The sequence below is a fragment of the Nostoc paludosum FACHB-159 genome, assembly GCF_014698835.1.
Lineage (GTDB): Bacteria > Cyanobacteriota > Cyanobacteriia > Cyanobacteriales > Nostocaceae > Nostoc > Nostoc paludosum.
In genome coordinates, this window is sequence record NZ_JACJTU010000014.1 from 16030 (window position 1) to 35261 (window position 19232).

Below are 19232 nucleotides of genomic sequence, written 5' to 3' on the forward strand. Positions count from 1 at the left end.
TTTCTAGGAACAGTACGCTACCCACTTAACCCAACCTTTTCGGTAAGCAGCGGTATGGCTTAAAGTTGCCTTTTGCGCCCAATGCCAACACTACTCGGCATTATTTAATATGGCGAATAACTTCGGCAACTGACCAAGCTTGAGCGATCGCTCCTCTGGGTGTATGAGGTGGATCGCCATCAAAAATCTCAGAAATAGAACCGATACAAGCGGCAAATAAAAAGTGATCTATCAGAGGTTGCCAATCAAAAGGCAGGGTTTGTTGTGGATAAAAACGTTGCCAAGCACGAATATATGCGCCAATCAACCAAGGCCAAACACTACCTTGATGATAAGCGCGATCGCGTTGCTCTTGGTTGCCCTCATATTTCCCTTTGTATTCCGGGTCTCCTGGGTCGAGACTGCGAAGACCATAGGGAGTCAGCAAGCTGGTAGTTGCCAAATCTAATATCTGACACCCTTGCTGTGGGGAAAATCCACAATGGTGCAGTGACAACGCCAAAACAGCATTGGGACGAATTTGAAAATTTCGGCGATCGTCCGGCTCAATAGTATCGTAAAGATAACCTAGCTGAGGATTCCAAAATTTTTGCAGGGAATTTTTTACCTGTTGTGCTTGCTGGGCATAACGCTGTGCTTGTTTACCGAGACGGACTGGTTCGCCAAACTCAAGCTGGCTCAAGTGTTCTGCCCACTGGCTTAACCAACATAAAGCAGAATACCACAGCGCATTGATTTCCACTGGCTTACCACGACGAGGAGTAACAGGAGTTGCCCCAATTACCACATCCATCCAAGTCAAGGCTACACCACGGGCATCCCAACCAATTAATCCATCGGTAGCATCAGCCTGGATATTATAGCGTGTGCCACCAATAAAGGCTTTATGAATTTGCTGGACTACAGAAAACTGCTCTGCCAAAAATTGCCAGTCTTGTGTAGCTTCCAAATAAAGTCCTAAAGTTTCAATCCACCAAAGCGGCGCATCAATACTGTTATAAAATGCTTCTCTATCGGCTTCGGGAAAGGCATTAGGAATCAAACCGTGGCGACAGTAATGCCCAAAAGCTCGCAATAGTTCTTTTGCTAATTCAAAGCGCTGCGGAACTAGGGTCAATCCCGGTAAGGCAATTAATGTATCCCGTGCCCAGTCATTAAACCAATGATAACCAGCAATCACTGTCGGGCCAGCTATTGAGGCTCGATAGGCGATAAACCGATCGCTGGCTTTAAGTAGTTGTTGGATAATTGGGGATGGGGCATGGGGCATGGGGCATGGGGCATTGGGGAGGCAGTGCGATCTTGGGGTTTCACCAAGTGGAGCAACTGCCGTCATTGGGCATTGGTTATTCTCCGTGTCCCCGTATCTCCGTGTCCCCTCGTCTCCCTCATCTCCAATTTCCAATGCCCCATGTCCCATACTTCGGCTAAGCTCAGTACAAGTGCCCCATGCCCTATTCCATCCAAAAATCTGAGAGAGCCTTTCTTGTTCTGCTTCCACTGCTTCTGCAAAGGTTTCGGGGGTGAGAACGCCTAGCAGTGGGTTGGGAAAACCTAATCGTGCCTCCAGAGTCACTGTATCTCCTGGTTGGAGTGTAACTGTCAAGTAACCAGGGCTGTGCAGATCTTCTTTATCGCCTAATCCCCGTTTTGTCTCCTCAGAGAATCGATAATTCCAATACCAAACTGCATCGGGTTGATAGTTTCCTTTCGTCCAGCGCAAGTGCCAAGGTATACCAAAATGCTCAGATTTTCTTGCTTGCAGGCAGACTTGCTGTTCTCCAAGCAGTTGCGAGAACTGTAATTCTGAGTTAAAAGTCTGTTGTTGGTGAAAGTCACGTTCTGCTATAAGCAGTCGTAGCCGTAAAATCGCTTGTTTGCTTCCCTCGTAGCGATACTGGATTAAAATGCGATCGCAAAATTGGATAGGGGCATTGGGCATTGGGCATTGGGTATTGGGCATTAGGTATTGGGCATTGGGCATTGGGTATTGGTTGTTAAATATTCTCCCCTGCTCCCTGCTCCCCTGCTCCCCACTCCCTATTCCCCATTTCCCAGCCCCTACCAAGCCATAGGGCATCACTAATTGTCTGCTTAATTGCCAGTCATCTTCACCCCAAATCCATTTTGGAACTGGGTTAATATCAAAAGAGCGCAACAGTTCATAGCCACCTTGCTCTATCTGAACGTTACCCCAAATATTTGTCCCCAGCCCGATAACCCCCCCTAATACTTCCAAACTAGCTTCGAGGTGCGATAACAGCAAAGTTCGCTCAGAAGGTGGATTTTTAGCGGCAAATAGCCAACCGTGATAAGTACGCGTGCGGATATCAGAAACTGTACCACTGGCAAAACTTCCTAGACCATTGGTAAGCAACCATTCTCTTGTATCTAAATCAGACATTTGCTACTCAAAATCGTTATGAGTATGATATAGTCGTAACAGATCGTAATCAAACTGTGAAGCGTGGATGGGTGAGTTTTATCTGACCCAAATTCCAACGCTAGTAAACCGATAAAGGAGAATTAAGTTAATGTCTCTAACTTACGGAACAGAAGGAAGCCTCCGCGTTGGTCAGCAAGCTCCCGATTTCACAGCAACAGCTGTGGTAGATCAGGAATTTAAGACAATCAAACTTTCCGATTATCGTGGTAAGTATGTCGTCCTGTTTTTCTACCCCCTAGACTTTACGTTTGTTTGTCCTACTGAAATTACAGCATTTAGCGATCGCTACGAAGAATTCAAGAAAATTAACACGGAAATCCTTGGGGCTTCCGTAGATAGTGAATTCTCCCACCTCGCTTGGATTCAAACCGATCGTAAGTCTGGTGGTGTTGGCGACCTGAATTATCCTCTAGTCTCCGACATCAAGAAAGAGATTAGTGCAGCTTACAACGTGCTTGACCCAGCAGCAGGCATAGCCTTGCGTGGTCTGTTCATCATCGACAAAGATGGTATCATACAGCACGCCACAATTAACAACTTAGCTTTTGGTCGCAGCGTTGATGAAACCCTGCGAACATTGCAAGCAATTCAGTACGTTCAATCTCACCCAGATGAAGTTTGCCCAGCTGGTTGGCAACCTGGTGACAAAACAATGACTCCTGACCCAGTGAAGTCCAAAGTCTACTTCTCTGCTGTCTAGATTAGATATGCTGGAGTTAATCCAGCGATCGACAATAACCACAGATAAACAAAGAATCTATCTGTGGTTTTGTCGTCGAAAAAGGACTGAGGACTAAAGAGATGAGGGAGACAAGGAGAGAAGGAGGTACAGTGCAACAAGTCTTTTATAGCCTATTTTTTCCCCGTGTCCTCTTTTCATGCCCAAATTTTTTTAAATAATCTAAAAATATAAATATGCTGACTTCAACTGATTTTAGCGGATTATTAAATGAGCGATTCTTTCGCAACTTTTTACCAGTTCCAGCTACAAATCAACTTAGATTAGGAGTAGGAACGCCAGATTTTCAGTTACCAGATATTACCAATGGTACTGTAGTAAAATTGTCTGATTACAGAGGTAAGCAACCAGTTTTACTTGCCTTTACTCGGATTTTTACTGAAAAACAATATTGTCCTTTTTGTTATCCTCACATCAAAGATTTGAATGAGAATTATGAACAATTTAAAAATCGTGGAATCGAAGTTTTGATGATTACGAGTACTGATGAACGGCAGAGTCAAATAGTTGTGAGAGATTTGGGCTTAAAAATGCCGTTGCTGAGTGACCCTAGTTGCCGAGTGTTTCGTACTTATAATGTAGGGCAAGCTCTGGGAGCGCCTTTACCAGCACAGTTTGTATTAGATAAAGAAGGAAAACTGCGGTATTGGCATTTATTTTCCTTCCTGGATCATAATGCTAACGTTCAGACATTGTTAAAACAATTCGTCGATGAATAAGGACAAAAATTGATGGTTAAACCTTTAAATTAATGAGATAAGAGGGGTAGGTTAATTATAAATTGAGTTATCCCTCACAAACTGAGTAAAAAATCAATTTTAGTCGATATTTTTGTTTGGCAATTTGAGGAGTTTGCCAAGCCTGATTATTTTCAAAAACTCAATTTTTAAAAATAATTAAAGTTCTAACTAAATCCAATTTGGAACCTCAAGTGATTTCCTGAGACTACACCATCTTGGAAAATTGTAATTATCTTAACTTTTCACAAATGCGTAAAACGAGGTATTGTAAGTAAATATAACTCGTTAAAATTACGTGTTCAAGAAAGTTTAGCTAATAAATCTATGAACGTTGAAGCAGCATTAACTTTGGCAGATACTTTAGTGTTTACCAAGACTGGCAAGCATATCAGTACTCTAGAAGCTGCTATTTTTAAAGGTGCATGGTCAGGAAAAACCTATGAGGAAATTGCACAAAGCGCCCACTGTTCAGAAACCCATGCCAAAACAGTAGGATCGGGACTTTGGGAATTACTGTCTCAAGGGTTGGAAGAAAAAGTCACTAAAAAAAATTTCCGAGCAGCTATAGAGAGAAAAGGTAACTTTACAATAGCTCCAGAGTTTTTAGTACAAACTCAACTACCTCAACCTCAGCTATCAAAACAGATATCAGAGTCTTTAGCTGTAGTCAACGAGTCGTCTAACCAACAGAAGTTAGAACCAGTATTAGCCAACCCAACCCATCTAGAAACTAACTCTGATGAATCATCTGTTATTGATGAACTGGAGTGGCCAGAAGGACAAGTTGAACTTAACTCTAAGTTTTATGTTGAACGTCCACCTTTAGAAATGCGTTCCTTCCAAACCATTTTAAAGCCAGGTTCCCTAATTCGCATTAAAGCTCCTCGGCAGATGGGTAAAACTTCTTTAATGGCGAGAATTCTTAATCATGCAGCTCAACAAAGTTATTACACGGTAACATTAAACTGTCAGCTGGCTGATGGCAAAACTTTTGAAGATTTAGATTTATTTCTCAAATGGTTTGCCGCCAGAGTTACTCGTGGGCTGCAATTACCAAATAAAATAGCAGACTATTGGGATGATATTTTTGGCTCAAAAACAAGCTGTAAAGATTATTTTGAGCATTATCTTTTATCACAACTCAATCATCCTCTAGTATTAGCTTTAGAAGAAGTTGATTATATTTTTCAACATCCTTTATTAGCAGATGATTTTTTTGCCCTGCTGCGTTCTTGGCATGAAGAAGCTAAATGCAGTGATATTTGGAAAAAACTGCGGTTAGTGCTAGTACATTCTACAGAAGTTTATATTCCTTTAAATATTAATCAATCTCCATTCAATGTTGGGCTACCAATTGAATTACCAGAGTTTTCGATTGAACAAGTAACAAATTTAGCTCGTCATCATGGGCTAAATTGGACTTCTGAACAAGTTGCACAACTCATGGGTATGGTTGGCGGACATCCTTATTTAGTCAGAGTGGCACTGTATTATCTTGCTCGGCATAAGATGACTATTGAAGAGCTTTTACGGTTGTCTCCGACAGAAGCGGGGCCCTTTAATGACCATCTTCGCCGACATTTATGGAATCTTCAACAACAGCCAAGTCTATATAGTGCATTAAAAAAAGTACTTGAGACAAATTCGCCGGTTAAATTAGAATCTTTGGATGTATTTAAGTTACATAGTATGGGGCTAATTTACCTCAAAGGTAATGAAGCAACTCCACGTTGTCAGTTATATCGACAATATTTTTCGGAAAAGTTGGGGTTAATAAACTAAAACTCTAATTTAGATGATTTCAATCAAAATTTGCTAATTGCTTTTCAACCCAAGTAATATCAAAAACTGTTTCATAGATACGGTTATACACCTTTAATTTACCATCTTCTTTACTTACTAGCCCAGACAAGATTAACTCTGTTTGTTCTGGGCTATCATCTCCTGCAATTTCACCTCGCTGCAAAATTTCTCGATATATTTTTAATAAATGCTTTGTAGAAGATGCACTCCTGAGTAAGCGATTACGGATATTTTTTAAGTGTTCTGGGTCGTCTTTTGACTCCCAATTTTCAATTACTTCAGAGACAATTAAATCATTAACCCATTCAGCTTCTTTTCCCTCTGTAATAGGTTTTTGGGAATGAAAAACGAGGCTACAAATTTTTTGAGTCAAAAAAGGCTGTCCTCCTGTCCAAGCTAAGACTTCTGCTAGTAAAATTTGGGGGTTACTGTGCAGAGAGGTTAATCCTTTAACTAAAGGTTGAATTTCATGAAGTTGAAAACCCTTTAATGTAATTGCTCTACCAATATTAAATGGGGTACGGTTTTTATCTTGAATTAAACTAGATGGGCTTGCAACTCCCAATAACACAAAACTCAAGCGTTTATATTCGGGATAATCAGCACGATTATTGTAGCAAGAACGAATCATAGCAAAAAAGTCATCCATTGGAAAATTTAAGCTAATAACACTATCAATTTCATCAATGAAAATGACAATTTTTGATTTAATTTCTTTGAGGAGTACTTCTTTAATAAACTCACTAAATCTTTGGACTGGAGATAGAAAATCAAAAGTGCGCCACCAGTTGCGGAAGTTAAATTCAGTTAATTTAAAAGTATTTACTAGTGTATAAATTAGACCAGCGTACCATTGTTCTATAGTAATATTTTGACTACCGATAGAAGTTAAATCTATGGCTGCACAGGCAAATTGTTCTTTTTGTAGCTGCTGCATGATTTTCACCCGCAAGCTAGATTTACCCATGTGTCTTGAATTTAGAACATAGCAAAATTCTCCTAATTTTAAGCCTTTGTAGATATCTTGGTCGGCTTGACGAACAATATAAGAAAGGGAATCTGTAGTTAAACATCCTCCCACTTGATATTCAAAGACTTGTTCTTGTTCAATTTTACGTAGGAGAGCATTTTCAATAGAAATAGCTGCTTGAGAACAAATGAGCTTTAAAACTTCTAGCCGTTCTTCATTAAAGGCGTTGATAATTAAATTGTTTTCTAAATAAAGTATACCAATTAGCTTACTTTGGCTGAGGATAGGCAAGCATAAAACAGATTTTATTCGATTGTTAACAATATAATTATCTGTAGCGAATAGTTCTTCATTTCCAGCATCTTTCAAAACAATAGTTTCTTGGGTTCGATAAACGTAATTGATGATTGTTTTAGATAGCCGATCGCTTTCTTGTAGAGTTAGCGATCGCATTGTTTGAATTTCACTATCTAAACTAGCTTCTGCCTCAATGGTCAGCTTTTCTGATGTCAGCCAAAGTAAGAAACCTTTCTCCGCTCCGGCATTTTCGAGAACAAACTGCATTAAAATTTTTAACAAGCTTTGTAAATCTTTTTCTTGCGATAAAGCTTTAGAAGTTTTAATTAAAGTATGTAAATCTAAATTTTCTTGAGAAGTTTCAGTGGTGTTAGTTATAGTTCTCTTTGGATTAGTTTCCAAAGGACTACTAGTTAACTGTTTGGGAATTGTAATTATAATTTGTGGATATTGCTGTTCAATAACTTTAACTTTCGCGATCGCTCCCCATTTGACATAACAATATCTTGCTTCTTTCATATAAGTTTCAGCAACTTTATTATTACCCTTCGCCAGATAAAATTTAGCAGCGAGTTCATAGGCTAAGGCTTCTTCATGAATATATTCCTGTTCATGGGCAAGTTCAATGGCGCGATCGTAATCATCCATTGCTTCTGCAAATTGATTTAAAACTCTGTGGCGTTCAGCCTCTACAAGATAAAATTTATGCAGAAAATTCATCGGCGCGTAGTTTGCCCATTGTTGCATAATTTGTTGGTTTTCTGCCACTTGATAGAGAATTTTTTCTTGTTCGCTGGTATCAACTTGAGTATAAACAGCTAAACGCGCCAAAGAATCATAAAAATAAAAAACAGCAACAACAAACTTGGCTGGTACTGCATCAATATATTGTTTAATTTCTTCGGAATATTGCCAAGCTTGGTTATAATCTTCAAATAAATAATCAAGAAATAATTTTTGTAATTTTAAATTAAATATTGCTTGTGTATTACTTCCTTGCTGATGAATAGGAAGCATTATTTGTTCATTATATAAGTCTCCTTTTAAAGATAATGGATTTTCTGAATATCCTAGTAAATTACTTACAAGTTGCCCAAGCATCGTTAGCAGTTGTAAAGGAATTTCTTGCTTTAATTTAACTGCTTCCAGATAATAATTGCTGATAGTTTGTTCTAATTCCAGTAAAGGTGTACCTAGCCAGAAAGCATGTTCAGAATACATCCATAAAGAATAAGCGGCTTGTTCTAGATCTCCGGTTTCTAAACCAAGTGAATAAGTTTCTTGTAAAGATCTAAGTGTTGCTTTAAGATGTTCTTGCCAGTGTCGAGTAAAATTATTTACTGCATAAATAACTATCGGTGCTAATGTTTTACTTTGATATTTTGCCAATACGTTTAAAGCTAGCTGACCAAAACCATAGGTAGATTTGATATCTTGAGAAAAACTCCACAAAATAATTGCGTAAGTTCCATAACCTAATGCAGACATGGCACAATTACCAAAGGTGAGAGATAGCCGAACTTGTTTCAAAACAACGATCGCAAATAACAAGGGATTTGTAACATAGGTAATGGGTTGCAGCCGTCCCAAGATATTCATCGCTGTCAAGTAAACAGCATCGTTCATGTCTGGTAAATCAATCAACTCTTCGATTTCTCTACCAACCAAAGATGATTGAACTTCCTGTAAAGCTATGCCAACCTCTTCTAAATTAGGTTGTTCGGGCAATTCTATACCCAAAAGGCTTAGGGCTTGACGACCTTTGGCGATCGCATCTAAACTGCGATTCTGGGCTTTATACATCTCTAGGCTGACTTGATAGACTTTTATTTTGTCTAGCAAGGTCTGTGCATGAGTCAAAACTAGTTGAATAATTTGCTCTGCTTGTTGGAAATCTCCACTGAGATAAGCCACTTCTGCTGCTGTTTCGTGGAGGTCTAGAGAAAGGTTATATTGAGTCTGCCAGCAACTTTTTGGCAGTAGTTCTATGCCAATTTTTAAATAATTTAATGCTGATGTATAAGCTGCTGCTGCCTTTGCTTTTCTGCCGGCAATTAAATTTAATTGAGCAAGTTCATTCTTTTTAGCTTGAGATTTTCTGAGCGGAATGCCAAAGTTTAATTGATTAACAATATCAAAAATTTTTTCTTCAATTTGCTCAGTAGGCGTATTTGTCAGCAGTAGTTGTCCCACTTGTTGGGGAAGTTTCAGTTTTTCTTGTTCAGTCATCAACGAATAAGCAGCTTGCTGGATTCTATCGTGGGCAAACTGATATTCGACGATTATTTTATATTCAGTACTTAGAACATCTAATTCTAGAGATTTATATATATTACCTTTAGGTAAAATTAGTTCTTCTGATATCGCTTGGTGTAAAGACAAAGCTATTTCACGGGGAGATTTTGCTGAAGCGATCGCCAGCGTATAAATCGAAAATTGATTACCTATCACTGCTGCTAGTTTTAATATTTTTTGACTAGCTCTAGGTAGTTTTTTAATTTTTTGGCTCATTAAATCCACAACATTATCAGTTATTTCTTGAGCCTCAATTTGTTTAATATTCCATTGCCAACTCAAAGTTTGAGGATGAAAATGTAATAATCCATCATCATAAAGCGACTTCAAAAACTCCTTAATGAAGAAAGGGTTACCGCCAGTTTTCTTTAGGACTAATTTAGCTAAAGGCTTAGTTAATTCCACAGAAGTTTTGAGCGTATCAGCAATTAACTGATTGACACTGGCTAAATCTAAAGCAGATAAATAAATTTCATTAATAATACTTCCTAGTTGTTTAATTTGCTCGACTGCTAACATCAAGGGATGAGCCGCACTTACTTCATTATCCCGATAGGTTCCAATTAAAAATAAACATTGACGTTCAGAAGGATTCATCAGCAGTTGAATTAATTTTAAACTTGCTGTATCCGCCCATTGCAAATCATCTAAAAAAATTACCAAAGGATGCTCTGGTTGAGTAAAAATTCTAATAAAATTTTGCAATACTAAGTTAAAGCGATTTTGGGATTCTACTGGAGATAAATCTGTTACAGCTGGCTGTTGACCAATAATTAGTTCGATTTCTGGAATTACATCAATAATAATTTGGGCATTTGCTCCCAAAGCCTTAATAAATTTATCTCGCCAAGCTTGCAGTTGAGTTTCAGTTTCCGTTAACAGCTGTTTAACTAAGTCACTAAAAGCTTGTAAAACTGCAAAATAAGGTATATTCCGCTGATATTGGTCAAATTTGCCATAAATAAAATATCCACGGCTTTGGGTAATGGGTTTATAAATTTCCTTAATTAAAGCTGATTTACCGATGCCTGAATATCCAGATACCAACATCATCTCTAAGTGAAATTTTGATGTTGAGAGCTTACTATTATTTATTTTTTGGTTTGAATTATTATCTACTTTGAATATTCGTTCAAATGTTGCTTCTAAAGCTTCAATTTCTTGTTCTCTGCCATATAGCTTTTGTGAAATTTGAAACTTATCAATGATATCTTGAGAACCAAGAGAAAATGCCGAAATTTCACCTTGGGATTCCAACTGATTCAGACATTGAGATAAATCTGTAATGATACCCCAGGCACTTTGATAACGTTCTTCGGCAGTCTTGGACATCAATTTCATGACTATATTGGAAATTATTTTTGGGCAATTTTCTTCTCCAATCATTAAATGAGGAGCAATAGGCTGCTTAGCCAAATGGCAATGAATTAGCTCTAATGGATCGTTAGTATTAAAAGGAAGGTGACAAGTTAATAATTCATAAATAGTCACACCAAGAGAGTAAAAATCACTGCGGTAATCTAAAGAACGATTCATTCTACCAGTTTGTTCTGGTGACATATACGCAAGCGTTCCTTCCAAAACACTAGGATGGTTAAGGGTGGGATTTTCTTGGTTTAAGACACTAGAAATACCAAAATCAATTAGTTTGAGTTCTTGGGTATCGGGATTAAAAACAATATTGGAAGGATTAATATCTTTGTGAATAATATTATATTTGTGAATATCTCTTAAACTTTCAGTAATTTTCAGAGCAATTTTTAGAACTTCTGGCAAAGTAAATTGTTGTTGCTCTAGCAACATTCTCAATGATTGTCCACCAAAATCCTCGAAGATAATAACTAAAGTATTATGGTAATGTTCTAACGTATAAGCTTTCACAATTCTTTCAAGATTAAAATTATGAGTAATCTCATATTCCTGTTTATAGCGAGTCAGTTGAGCAAGAGTAGGATATTCTTCTCTGAGAATTTTGAGAATCACTCTTTTGTTATCTTGTTCTCGATAGCCACGATAAACTAGAGAGTTACTACTTTGATAAATTTGATCGGTAATTTGATAACCAGCAATTGCCACCATTTATATTTAAACTCCAATAATTTAAGTGTTTTAATAATTATGCAAAAAAATATCCAAAACTATTATTACTCTGCATCCTCTGAGGTTCGATTTTTTCTTATACTGATTCAAAAAATGTTTGCGACAGATACCCCACCCGCCTGACGGCACCCTCCCCTTGCCAAGGGTAGGGTTGGGGAGGGGTTTTGTTTATGTGTCGCATTCTTTTTTCAAATTGGTATTACTTTAGCCTCTCGATTTTGAATGAACTTAGCCTAATGGGGTAAGCATTGCTTACCCCATGAATTTAGAGAATTTGGTTCAGACTATTGGCTCAGACAAAGATAAAGTTATTAGCTAGAGAGATATTAGTATTATCTTCAATCACCCCGATTATGTCTGTTCCTTTATAATAGATGGCTGTATCCAGCGTTCCTTCACCATAATCAAAGTTACCAATTCCTAGTGTATATTCACTGATGCTACCAGCTAGTTGAACTTTATCGCCTTCACTTGCTTTAAAGTCACCAATCCGAGCATAATCAAAACTGCGATAGAAAACGTTGTTGTAACCTCCTTCATCAATACCTAGAACAAAAGTATCAGCATCGGTTCCACCGTAGAAAATATCAAAGCCATAATCACCAATTAGAGTATCTTTTCCGGCATCACCAAACAAGGTATCGTTCCCACCATATCCAGAGAGGGTATCGTTACCACCTCCACCAGATAGGGAGTTGTTGTAGGTATTCCCTAGAATTTTATTGTTCAGGTTATTGCCAAAACCGGAGTAGACGGAGGAATTATTAGCTAGAGATAAGTTCTCGAAGTTATCTTTCAATAAGTAAGTAGAAAAACCACTGATAACGGTATCTACACCCTCGTTAGCTAATTCAATAACTTGGTCGGAGATATTGTCTATGACATAGGTATCATTTCCCTTACCTCCATACAAAGTATCGATGCCAACACCACCATTTAGCCAGTCATTTCCATCGAAGCCATAGAGTTTATCATTACCTTCCCATCCATCAAGCAAGTTATTAATAGCATTGCCTTTGATAATATTGTTGAGATTGTTACCATTGGCGAAAATAGCATTACCCATTAATTCGAGATTCTCTACATTATCAGTTAGTGAGTAGCTATTCCAAGAGTAAACGGTATCAACTCCTTCACCTACTTTTTCGACAACGATATTGTAATTATTTTGATTGAGATAGTAGGCATCATCGTTAGCTCCACCTAAGAGGCTATCAGTGCCACTACTACTGTATAGTTTGTCGTTGCCAATCCCACCATACATGGTGTCGTTACCTGCTCCGCCAAAAAGTTCGTCATTACCCTCCCATCCATTGATTTCGTTATTGCCACTATTACCGAAAATGCTGTTGTTGAGATTATTGCCATAACCATTAGTAGCATTGTCGATTAGTACTAAGTTTTCAACATTGGAAGTTAGGGAGTAACTATAAGCAGAGGAATAAACCCAATCTGTTCCTTCGTTGGCATTCTCGCTTACGGTGTCTCCAGGGATGATGATAGTTCCAATTCTGTCAGGAGCGCGATCGACATAATAATAATCATCACCAGAACCGCCAGCCATTTGGTCAGCACCCGTACCACCATCGAGAATATCGTTACCTGCTCCGCCAAACAGGATATCGTTACCAGCACCGGCAAGTAGCTTGTCATTACCTCCATCTCCGCTTAACCAGTCACTCACATCGTCGCCGCCAGCATTGAGGGTATCGTCTCCTTCACCACCATAAAGAGTGTCTGATTCGCTTTGACCATCTAAAAGATCGTTTCCGGCGCCGCCAGATAAGGTATCTTTTCCTGTCCAACCATACAGAGAATCATTGCCATCGCCACCATGTAGGCTGTCGCTACCAATGTCTCCATCTAGGAAGTCGTTGCCAGCACCACCAGAGATGGTATCGTTGCCAGCATCGCCATCGAGGTAGTCGTTGCCAATACCACCATTGATTGTGTCATAGCCATCACCACCATTGATGGTATCGTTGCCATCGAAACCTTCCAACAAGTTACTGATGACATTTCCTAAGATATTGTTGTTTTGGTTGTTGCCTTTGCCGAAGTAGGCAGAGCCATTTAATTGTAAGTTTTCGATGTTAGCGCTGAGTGTATAACTGGTTGAGGCAAAAACTTTATCGATGCCTTCATTGGTGGTTTCCATCGCTTGGTCTGCATTGTTGTCTACAAAATAAATGTCATCACCTTTGCCTCCAATCATTTTGTCAACATCTGCACCACCATCTAGAATATCGTTACCATCTAAACCTGTTAGGGTGTCATTCAAATCCCAACCATAAATATAGTCACTGATATTAGTTCCAACAAGGTTAGGATTAGAAACGCCGGGTTGATCGTAAATATTAGCCATTTGATTTATTTCTCCCAATAGATTTTAGTTTGAGTAAGTTTAGTTCGATATTTTCGTTAGTTTTTAGCAGTTTGCAAAACTAACAAATCAGCATTAAAAAGTTCCAGATACATCGAGAATAAAGTTTTGATTTTTTCACTTAACTCTAATGTTCTAGATTTTTGTGTATGGAGTTAAAATAAATAATTAGGCGTTGACCTTAATTTTTTATTAACTCCATGCAGTTTTGAAATTGATTGGTTTGGGTGGAATCAACTTCATTACTCATAACAATAAATTTAATTATTGAGCTTGTCAGTCAAAAAAAGTGGGAGAAAGTACAGAGTTTACTAAAACCTTTGGGACGAGTGACAAGACTCTCAGTTCTGGCAAGTATGATTAAGTAGGATTCTGTATGCTCGTCTTTCAACTGGACTGGAGACGAACTTATTTTGCAACCGCTTGTTTGCAGAGGTTCCCAGAAGCGACTAATTTAGGTAAAACTGTAATTGTTCATTACCCAAACTCGATATACAGCACTTTTCACTACCTAAGCTACACTACTCCGTGCAAACAAGGGTCAACCCTTGTCTCTACCTACTCCCTACTTTCCCTCTAATTCGTTTGCCTTGGGTCTTGCGATCGCTTATGCTAAATGTCAGTTTCATTGGCATTACCTTCTGTGGACAAAAACCGCGAACCGTTTATTAGTCTGGCACTTTACCACGCCTTTAAATGGTCAGTCGTCAGCCCCATGCTTCACACTTACTTTCGGGGTAAGATTTATGGTGCGGAAAATGTCCCGCGATCGGGGTCATTGGTGGTGGTAAGTAATCATGCTAGTTACTTTGACCCGCCAATTGTCTCTAATTGTGTACGCCGTCCAGTGGCGTACATGGCAAAGGAAGAATTATTTAATATCCCTGTTTTGGCACAAGCGATTAAACTGTATGGTGCTTACCCAGTGAGTAGGGGAAGTGCCGATCGCAATGCCATCCGTGCAGCTTTAGAATATCTGAATAATGGTTGGGCTGTTGGTGTTTTCTTGCAAGGTACTCGCACTCCAGATGGTCGAATTACAGACCCAAAAAGAGGCGCACTACTGTTAGCAGCGAAAGCCAAAGCGCCAATATTGCCAGTAAGTGTTTGGGGTACCGAGGCAATTTTAGAAAAAGGCTCGAAAATACCCCGTGCAGTTCCTATAACGGTGAGAATTGGTAACTTAATTGATGCTCCCAGTTCCAGCAATAAAGAAGAATTGGAGGCTTTGGCACAAAAGTGTAGCGCTGTAATTAATCAAATGCATGATTTAGGAAGATGAGTTAGAGAAGTGTAAATATCTACTTTAGGGGGGTAGCGATCGCTATTACATTCCTCTAATCTTAAATCCGATTATATCAGTAGTCTTCCTTGAAATTCCAGTAACAGTTTTTCCTAAAGACTTCAATAATCCAAAATCCAAAATCCAAAATCCAAAATCCAAAATCCAAAATTAATATGAGCGGCTTTGAAGCCAAAAATTTCTGGCAACGATTAAACAATCTGGCGTTAGTCCGCTTTTTACTCCTAGTTGCTTCTGGATGGGCAATTGTACTGCTTTTAGCTTACTTTGAAACAGTCATAGTTATTTTCACATTCGCCGCTATTTTGGCTTTCTTGCTCAGCTATCCTGTACAATGGCTGCGGCGTTTTTTGCCCCACGGTGTAGCGGTTGCTGTGGTTTTTTTGCTCAGTATTGTAATTATCGGTGGTCTGATAATTACCGTAGGTTTAACGATTTTATCCCAAGGACAACAATTAATTGATAGTATAACTGGATTTCTAAATTCTTTATTACCCCTATTAGACAATTTAGAAGACTTTTTACGCAGCCGCAATCTGAATATAGATTTAAGTTTTGTTCAAGAACAACTACGTAATCAAGCTGTCTCAAGTATTGTTACTAGCTTAACTATATTACAAGGTTTTTTGACTAATTTTGTGACTTTTGTCTTGATTGCAGTTGTAGCTTTTTTTATGTTGTTAGATGGGGACAAGCTATGGAATTTTATATTAAAAATAATACCAAAACAACGGCGTGAGAGATTTACTAAGGTCATCAGACGCGCCTTTCTGGGATTTTTTAGAGGTCAGTTTTTATTAAGCTTATTTCTCACAAGTTCAACTTTTTTAGTTTTCTTAATATTACAAGTACCTTTTGCTCTACTATTATCAGTAATTGTTGGTATTGTTGATATCATTCCTGGGATAGGTGCAACATTAGGAATCAGCATCATAACTGTGGTTGTATTATCTCAAGGTTTTTGGCTAGCATTGAAAGTATTGATAACTTGTATTGTTCTTCAGCAGATACAAGACAACTTAATTGCACCACGAATTATGCAAGGTGCGTTAAATCTTAATCCTGTAGTAGTATTTTTTGCTTTGTTAGTAGGTGCTAGAGTAGCAGGATTATTGGGTGTTTTTATCTCAATTCCCATAGCTGGAGTAATTGTGTCTTTGTTTGAGATAGAAGAAATGAAATCTGAAGTTTAGAGACGCGATAAATCGCCTCTGTACAAGAGATGAATCGCGTTTTTACAAGAGTTGGGAGTGAGGGAGTAGTAAGTAATGTAAAATAGTTTGTTATGGAATAAAAATTGAGGAATTATGTCGGATTTGAAAGCAGAATTAACAGAAAGCTTGGACGAAGCGGAGTGGGAGTGGTTAATTCCTCATGTGCAGCGAGATGCAGTAATTTTGGTAGCACATGAGCTAAACTTAGTGGATGTTGGAGTAGCGATCGCAAATGATAATACTCCATCAGTGGAACAGTGGATTGATGAAAAATTGATTAGCAAACCTAGCACAGCACAGCTAGGAGAATGGAATACTAATGTTACGAAGCGATTTAATACTCTCATCATCCAGCCTTACGTTTTAGTCCAAGAAATCATTGCAACCTAATAAATATGTTTCAGATCTCAACAGGAGATTTAAAAGTATTTCGCCACCGTCTTACTGAGGTTTGCAACTCCTGGGATAACCATCCATCAAATTGCGGATAAACTGGTAAACGCTCAATCAGTTCCCACCGCGCAGGTTGTAAAATTTTTCTCAATACCTGGTCTTGAAGATGAGGATAATCAGGATTAACTTCATCTTTTGGGCTAATTCCGCCTAAGTCTCGCGCACCTGCTTCGACACAAGCAAGCAACCATCGTTCATCGTTAACTAAATTTGGCGGAATTTGGATTGTAATATCGGCTGGTAAAATTTCACGTGCTTTAGCAATTATTTCTGGTAATTCATGGGGGTTGAAAGGGGGCGCATTAAAACTCTGCTGAACTCCTGGACTATGAGGTTGTAAAATTACTTCTTGGATGTGATGATAACGCTGATGAAATTGAGATATTGCTGCTAATGTTTCCCACCAATCATCAGCAGTTTCCCCAATTCCTAAAAGTAATCCTGTTGTAAAAGGAATCTGCAACTCTCCAGCCCATTCTAATTGTTGCAGCCTCACTGCTGGTAATTTACTCGGTGCGTGTCGATGTACGCCATTTAATAGTGTCGGGGTTAATTGTTCCAACATCAGCCCCATTGAAACATTTACACGCTTGAGCATTTCCATCTCTGCAAAAGTCAATGGCCCTGCATTGGTATGTGGTAAAAATCCCCTTGAAAGCGCTAATTCACACAAATCATAAATCCTTTGAAACCACGCCTCACGCTTTGGCGAACGGGGATGCACTTCACCACTAAGGATGAGAATTTCACAAACTTTTTGATTTTGAAGTGATTTTAAAATACTTGCTGCATCTGAAATATTTATCCAAGGACTTTCACCTGGTTCAGTGCGAAAGTTACAGTAGCTACAGCGATTAAAGCACTCATAAGTAGGAACAATTGTATAAGCAGGACTATAGGTAACGACACGAGAATTATTAATTGTCATCAAAACTAATTTAACAACTGGAAATTCAATTATTATAATGTGTATTTAGTTTTAGCTTAACTTACCACTAGATAACAATATAGCGATTCCCAATCAAATTAGGTACAGAAATTTGTAAGGACGTAAAGCTTTTCGCCCCTAGCTTGTATCTTACTAGAACGGGGAATGCTATAAGCTCATCTCAGTCTCAAAGGTGATGAGATTTAATGTTGATTGTTCACTGATGACTGTTAAGCGTCAATAGTTAATGTCTTACACCTTTTTATACATTTCTGGTAATCGCCACCAAGGAAGATGGGGATTTTCGTGATGTTCTTTGTGGTAGCCGAAATGATAACAGGTAAGAAATGATAACCAAACTGGACAGTCAATAGTTTGGGCGCAATGCGGTTGAACATAACCCGTGATTGGTTCGCTATGGGGTATGAAAGTACCAAAATAAAATAATTGCAATGAGCTTAAAAGCGAGGGAACTACCCAAAATAAAATCAAATTTTCATGGGGTATGTGGAGTATAAGATTGGCAAATTGATAGCTGAAAGTTATGGCAATTATCTGTCCCCAACTCCAGTAATTTATCATAAAGTGAAAATACCAAGCAAAGAAGGTTATGTGTTTTCCATCATGGAAATCAGGATCTAGTTTACTCGCTGGATTACGGTGATGCGACCAATGTTTTGCCAATAGTTTGTCGTATGGTAAAAGGCCATAAAAAGCTAAGCTTAATCTCCCAATTAAATGATTAATCTTAGGGTTTTGAGGAAACACTACGCCATGCATGGCATCATGAGACGTAATAAATAGCCCAGTATATAAAAATGTTTGCCAAGGTATTAAAGCACATAGCATCCAAAATTTTAATTGCGAGATATTAACTAAAAGTAAGAAAACTAAGCTTATAGCCCATAGGCTAATAATTAAAATAGCAATGAAAAGTCCCCTAAAAGTAGATTCATTTTTTAGTAATGGGGTTAGTTTTGTTTGATGATTAAGTGATTGTTCTAACTGGATCACGCTTTTTCTCCGCCTAGCATTTAGGTAAAAATTCCTCAAATATAGTCGTGACAAAATCACTAACCACCAGGCAGAAAATTCTATTAGTGGTCAGTGTATTGGACTCGACAGTGCTAACAATCTAGAATTATTCAGAAATATTAATATACATTACATATTATTACATAAATGACCCATACCAAAAACTGTTTTTGCTTAGAAAGCTAGGTAAAAAGAGCAAGGGCACTGGTAAAGTTAGTATTTTTAATCACCAGCGTCCTCTCTTTTGTACTTTACCAACAGTCAACAGTTACTAAGGAGTATAAGAAATTAGATGTAGTACATCTCTGACTAGGCTGTAGCGATTAAGATCCCAAAGTAGATAAGCTAGAAAACCGATCGTAGCCAAGCGACCATTCCAAAGTTCAGACTGAGGAGTTATCCCAAGATCCCCTACATTGCGGTCTTTGCCATTGTATGCAGTTTCAGTTTTATCACTAGGATAAAGTGTCATTCTTAAATTTTCTTAAAAAACTAATTACATTCTTCATGGTACTTACCCATCTAT

The 19232-nt window shown here is 38.3% G+C and carries 12 protein-coding genes; 6 read left to right on the plus strand and 6 right to left on the minus strand.

Features of this window, described 5'->3' with window-relative positions; translation table 11 throughout:
* Positions 1-100: 100 nt before the first annotated feature.
* The gene (locus tag H6H03_RS15995) at positions 101-2404 is read right to left on the minus strand and encodes an amylo-alpha-1,6-glucosidase (protein WP_190956072.1); all 2304 of its coding nucleotides are present in this window, start codon (positions 2402-2404) and stop codon (positions 101-103) included.
* Positions 2405-2534: 130 nt separating this feature from the next.
* Between H6H03_RS15995 and H6H03_RS16000 the strand changes: the two genes are divergently transcribed.
* The 3 genes from H6H03_RS16000 to H6H03_RS16010 all read left to right on the plus strand — a co-directional run bounded on the left by H6H03_RS16000 (position 2535) and on the right by H6H03_RS16010 (position 5707).
* On the plus strand, positions 2535-3146 hold the full coding sequence (locus tag H6H03_RS16000; protein WP_190956073.1) for a peroxiredoxin: 612 nt from the start codon (positions 2535-2537) through the stop codon (positions 3144-3146).
* A 215-nt stretch (positions 3147-3361) separates the two neighbouring features.
* A complete protein-coding gene (locus H6H03_RS16005; protein WP_190956074.1) occupies positions 3362-3904 on the plus strand; it encodes a peroxiredoxin family protein in 543 nt (180 codons plus the stop codon).
* A 345-nt stretch (positions 3905-4249) separates the two neighbouring features.
* The gene (locus H6H03_RS16010) at positions 4250-5707 is read left to right on the plus strand and encodes an AAA-like domain-containing protein (RefSeq protein ID WP_190956075.1); all 1458 of its coding nucleotides are present in this window, start codon (positions 4250-4252) and stop codon (positions 5705-5707) included.
* Between the two features lie 19 nt (positions 5708-5726).
* Here the strand turns inward: H6H03_RS16010 and H6H03_RS16015 are convergent, their stop codons facing one another.
* Together H6H03_RS16015 and H6H03_RS16020 are read right to left on the minus strand one after the other, a co-directional pair.
* Positions 5727-11369, minus strand: a complete 5643-nt coding sequence (locus tag H6H03_RS16015) for an AAA family ATPase (RefSeq protein ID WP_190956076.1) — start codon at positions 11367-11369, stop codon at positions 5727-5729.
* 313 nt (positions 11370-11682) lie between these two features.
* Complete coding sequence (locus H6H03_RS16020) at positions 11683-13755, minus strand: calcium-binding protein (protein WP_190956077.1); 2073 nt, start codon at positions 13753-13755, stop codon at positions 11683-11685.
* Positions 13756-14416: 661 nt separating this feature from the next.
* Here H6H03_RS16020 and H6H03_RS16025 point away from each other — a divergent pair.
* The 3 genes from H6H03_RS16025 to H6H03_RS16035 all read left to right on the plus strand — a co-directional run bounded on the left by H6H03_RS16025 (position 14417) and on the right by H6H03_RS16035 (position 16680).
* Complete coding sequence (locus tag H6H03_RS16025) at positions 14417-15055, plus strand: lysophospholipid acyltransferase family protein (protein WP_190956193.1); 639 nt, start codon at positions 14417-14419, stop codon at positions 15053-15055.
* A 176-nt stretch (positions 15056-15231) separates the two neighbouring features.
* On the plus strand, positions 15232-16269 hold the full coding sequence (locus H6H03_RS16030; RefSeq protein WP_190956078.1) for an AI-2E family transporter: 1038 nt from the start codon (positions 15232-15234) through the stop codon (positions 16267-16269).
* Positions 16270-16383: 114 nt separating this feature from the next.
* Entirely contained in the window at positions 16384-16680 is a 297-nt protein-coding gene (locus H6H03_RS16035) for a DUF2288 domain-containing protein (protein ID WP_190956079.1), read from the plus strand.
* Between the two features lie 10 nt (positions 16681-16690).
* Here H6H03_RS16035 and cofG read toward each other — a convergent pair whose 3' ends face one another.
* The 3 genes from cofG to H6H03_RS16050 form a co-directional block, all read right to left on the minus strand.
* Entirely contained in the window at positions 16691-17671 is a 981-nt protein-coding gene (gene cofG, locus H6H03_RS16040; RefSeq protein ID WP_190956080.1) for a 7,8-didemethyl-8-hydroxy-5-deazariboflavin synthase subunit CofG, read from the minus strand.
* 252 nt (positions 17672-17923) lie between these two features.
* The gene (crtW, locus tag H6H03_RS16045; RefSeq protein ID WP_190956081.1) at positions 17924-18685 is read right to left on the minus strand and encodes a beta-carotene ketolase CrtW; all 762 of its coding nucleotides are present in this window, start codon (positions 18683-18685) and stop codon (positions 17924-17926) included.
* A 292-nt stretch (positions 18686-18977) separates the two neighbouring features.
* Entirely contained in the window at positions 18978-19178 is a 201-nt protein-coding gene (locus H6H03_RS16050; protein ID WP_190956082.1) for a high light inducible protein, read from the minus strand.
* Between the last annotated feature and the right edge of the window lie 54 nt (positions 19179-19232).

What these genes read in the sequence shown, in the direction of transcription:
- H6H03_RS16030 (WP_190956078.1), top strand. Translation starts at nt 15,232, where the DNA reads ATGAGCGGCTTTGAAGCCAAAAATTTCTGGCAACGATTAAACAATCTG.
- cofG (WP_190956080.1), bottom strand. Translation starts at nt 17,671, where the DNA reads ATGACAATTAATAATTCTCGTGTCGTTACCTATAGTCCTGCTTATACA.
- H6H03_RS16015 (WP_190956076.1), bottom strand. Translation starts at nt 11,369, where the DNA reads ATGGTGGCAATTGCTGGTTATCAAATTACCGATCAAATTTATCAAAGT.
- H6H03_RS16000 (WP_190956073.1), top strand. Translation starts at nt 2,535, where the DNA reads ATGTCTCTAACTTACGGAACAGAAGGAAGCCTCCGCGTTGGTCAGCAA.
- H6H03_RS16020 (WP_190956077.1), bottom strand. Translation starts at nt 13,755, where the DNA reads ATGGCTAATATTTACGATCAACCCGGCGTTTCTAATCCTAACCTTGTT.
- H6H03_RS16005 (WP_190956074.1), top strand. Translation starts at nt 3,362, where the DNA reads ATGCTGACTTCAACTGATTTTAGCGGATTATTAAATGAGCGATTCTTT.
- H6H03_RS16010 (WP_190956075.1), top strand. Translation starts at nt 4,250, where the DNA reads ATGAACGTTGAAGCAGCATTAACTTTGGCAGATACTTTAGTGTTTACC.
- H6H03_RS15995 (WP_190956072.1), bottom strand. Translation starts at nt 2,404, where the DNA reads ATGTCTGATTTAGATACAAGAGAATGGTTGCTTACCAATGGTCTAGGA.
- H6H03_RS16050 (WP_190956082.1), bottom strand. Translation starts at nt 19,178, where the DNA reads ATGACACTTTATCCTAGTGATAAAACTGAAACTGCATACAATGGCAAA.
- H6H03_RS16035 (WP_190956079.1), top strand. Translation starts at nt 16,384, where the DNA reads ATGTCGGATTTGAAAGCAGAATTAACAGAAAGCTTGGACGAAGCGGAG.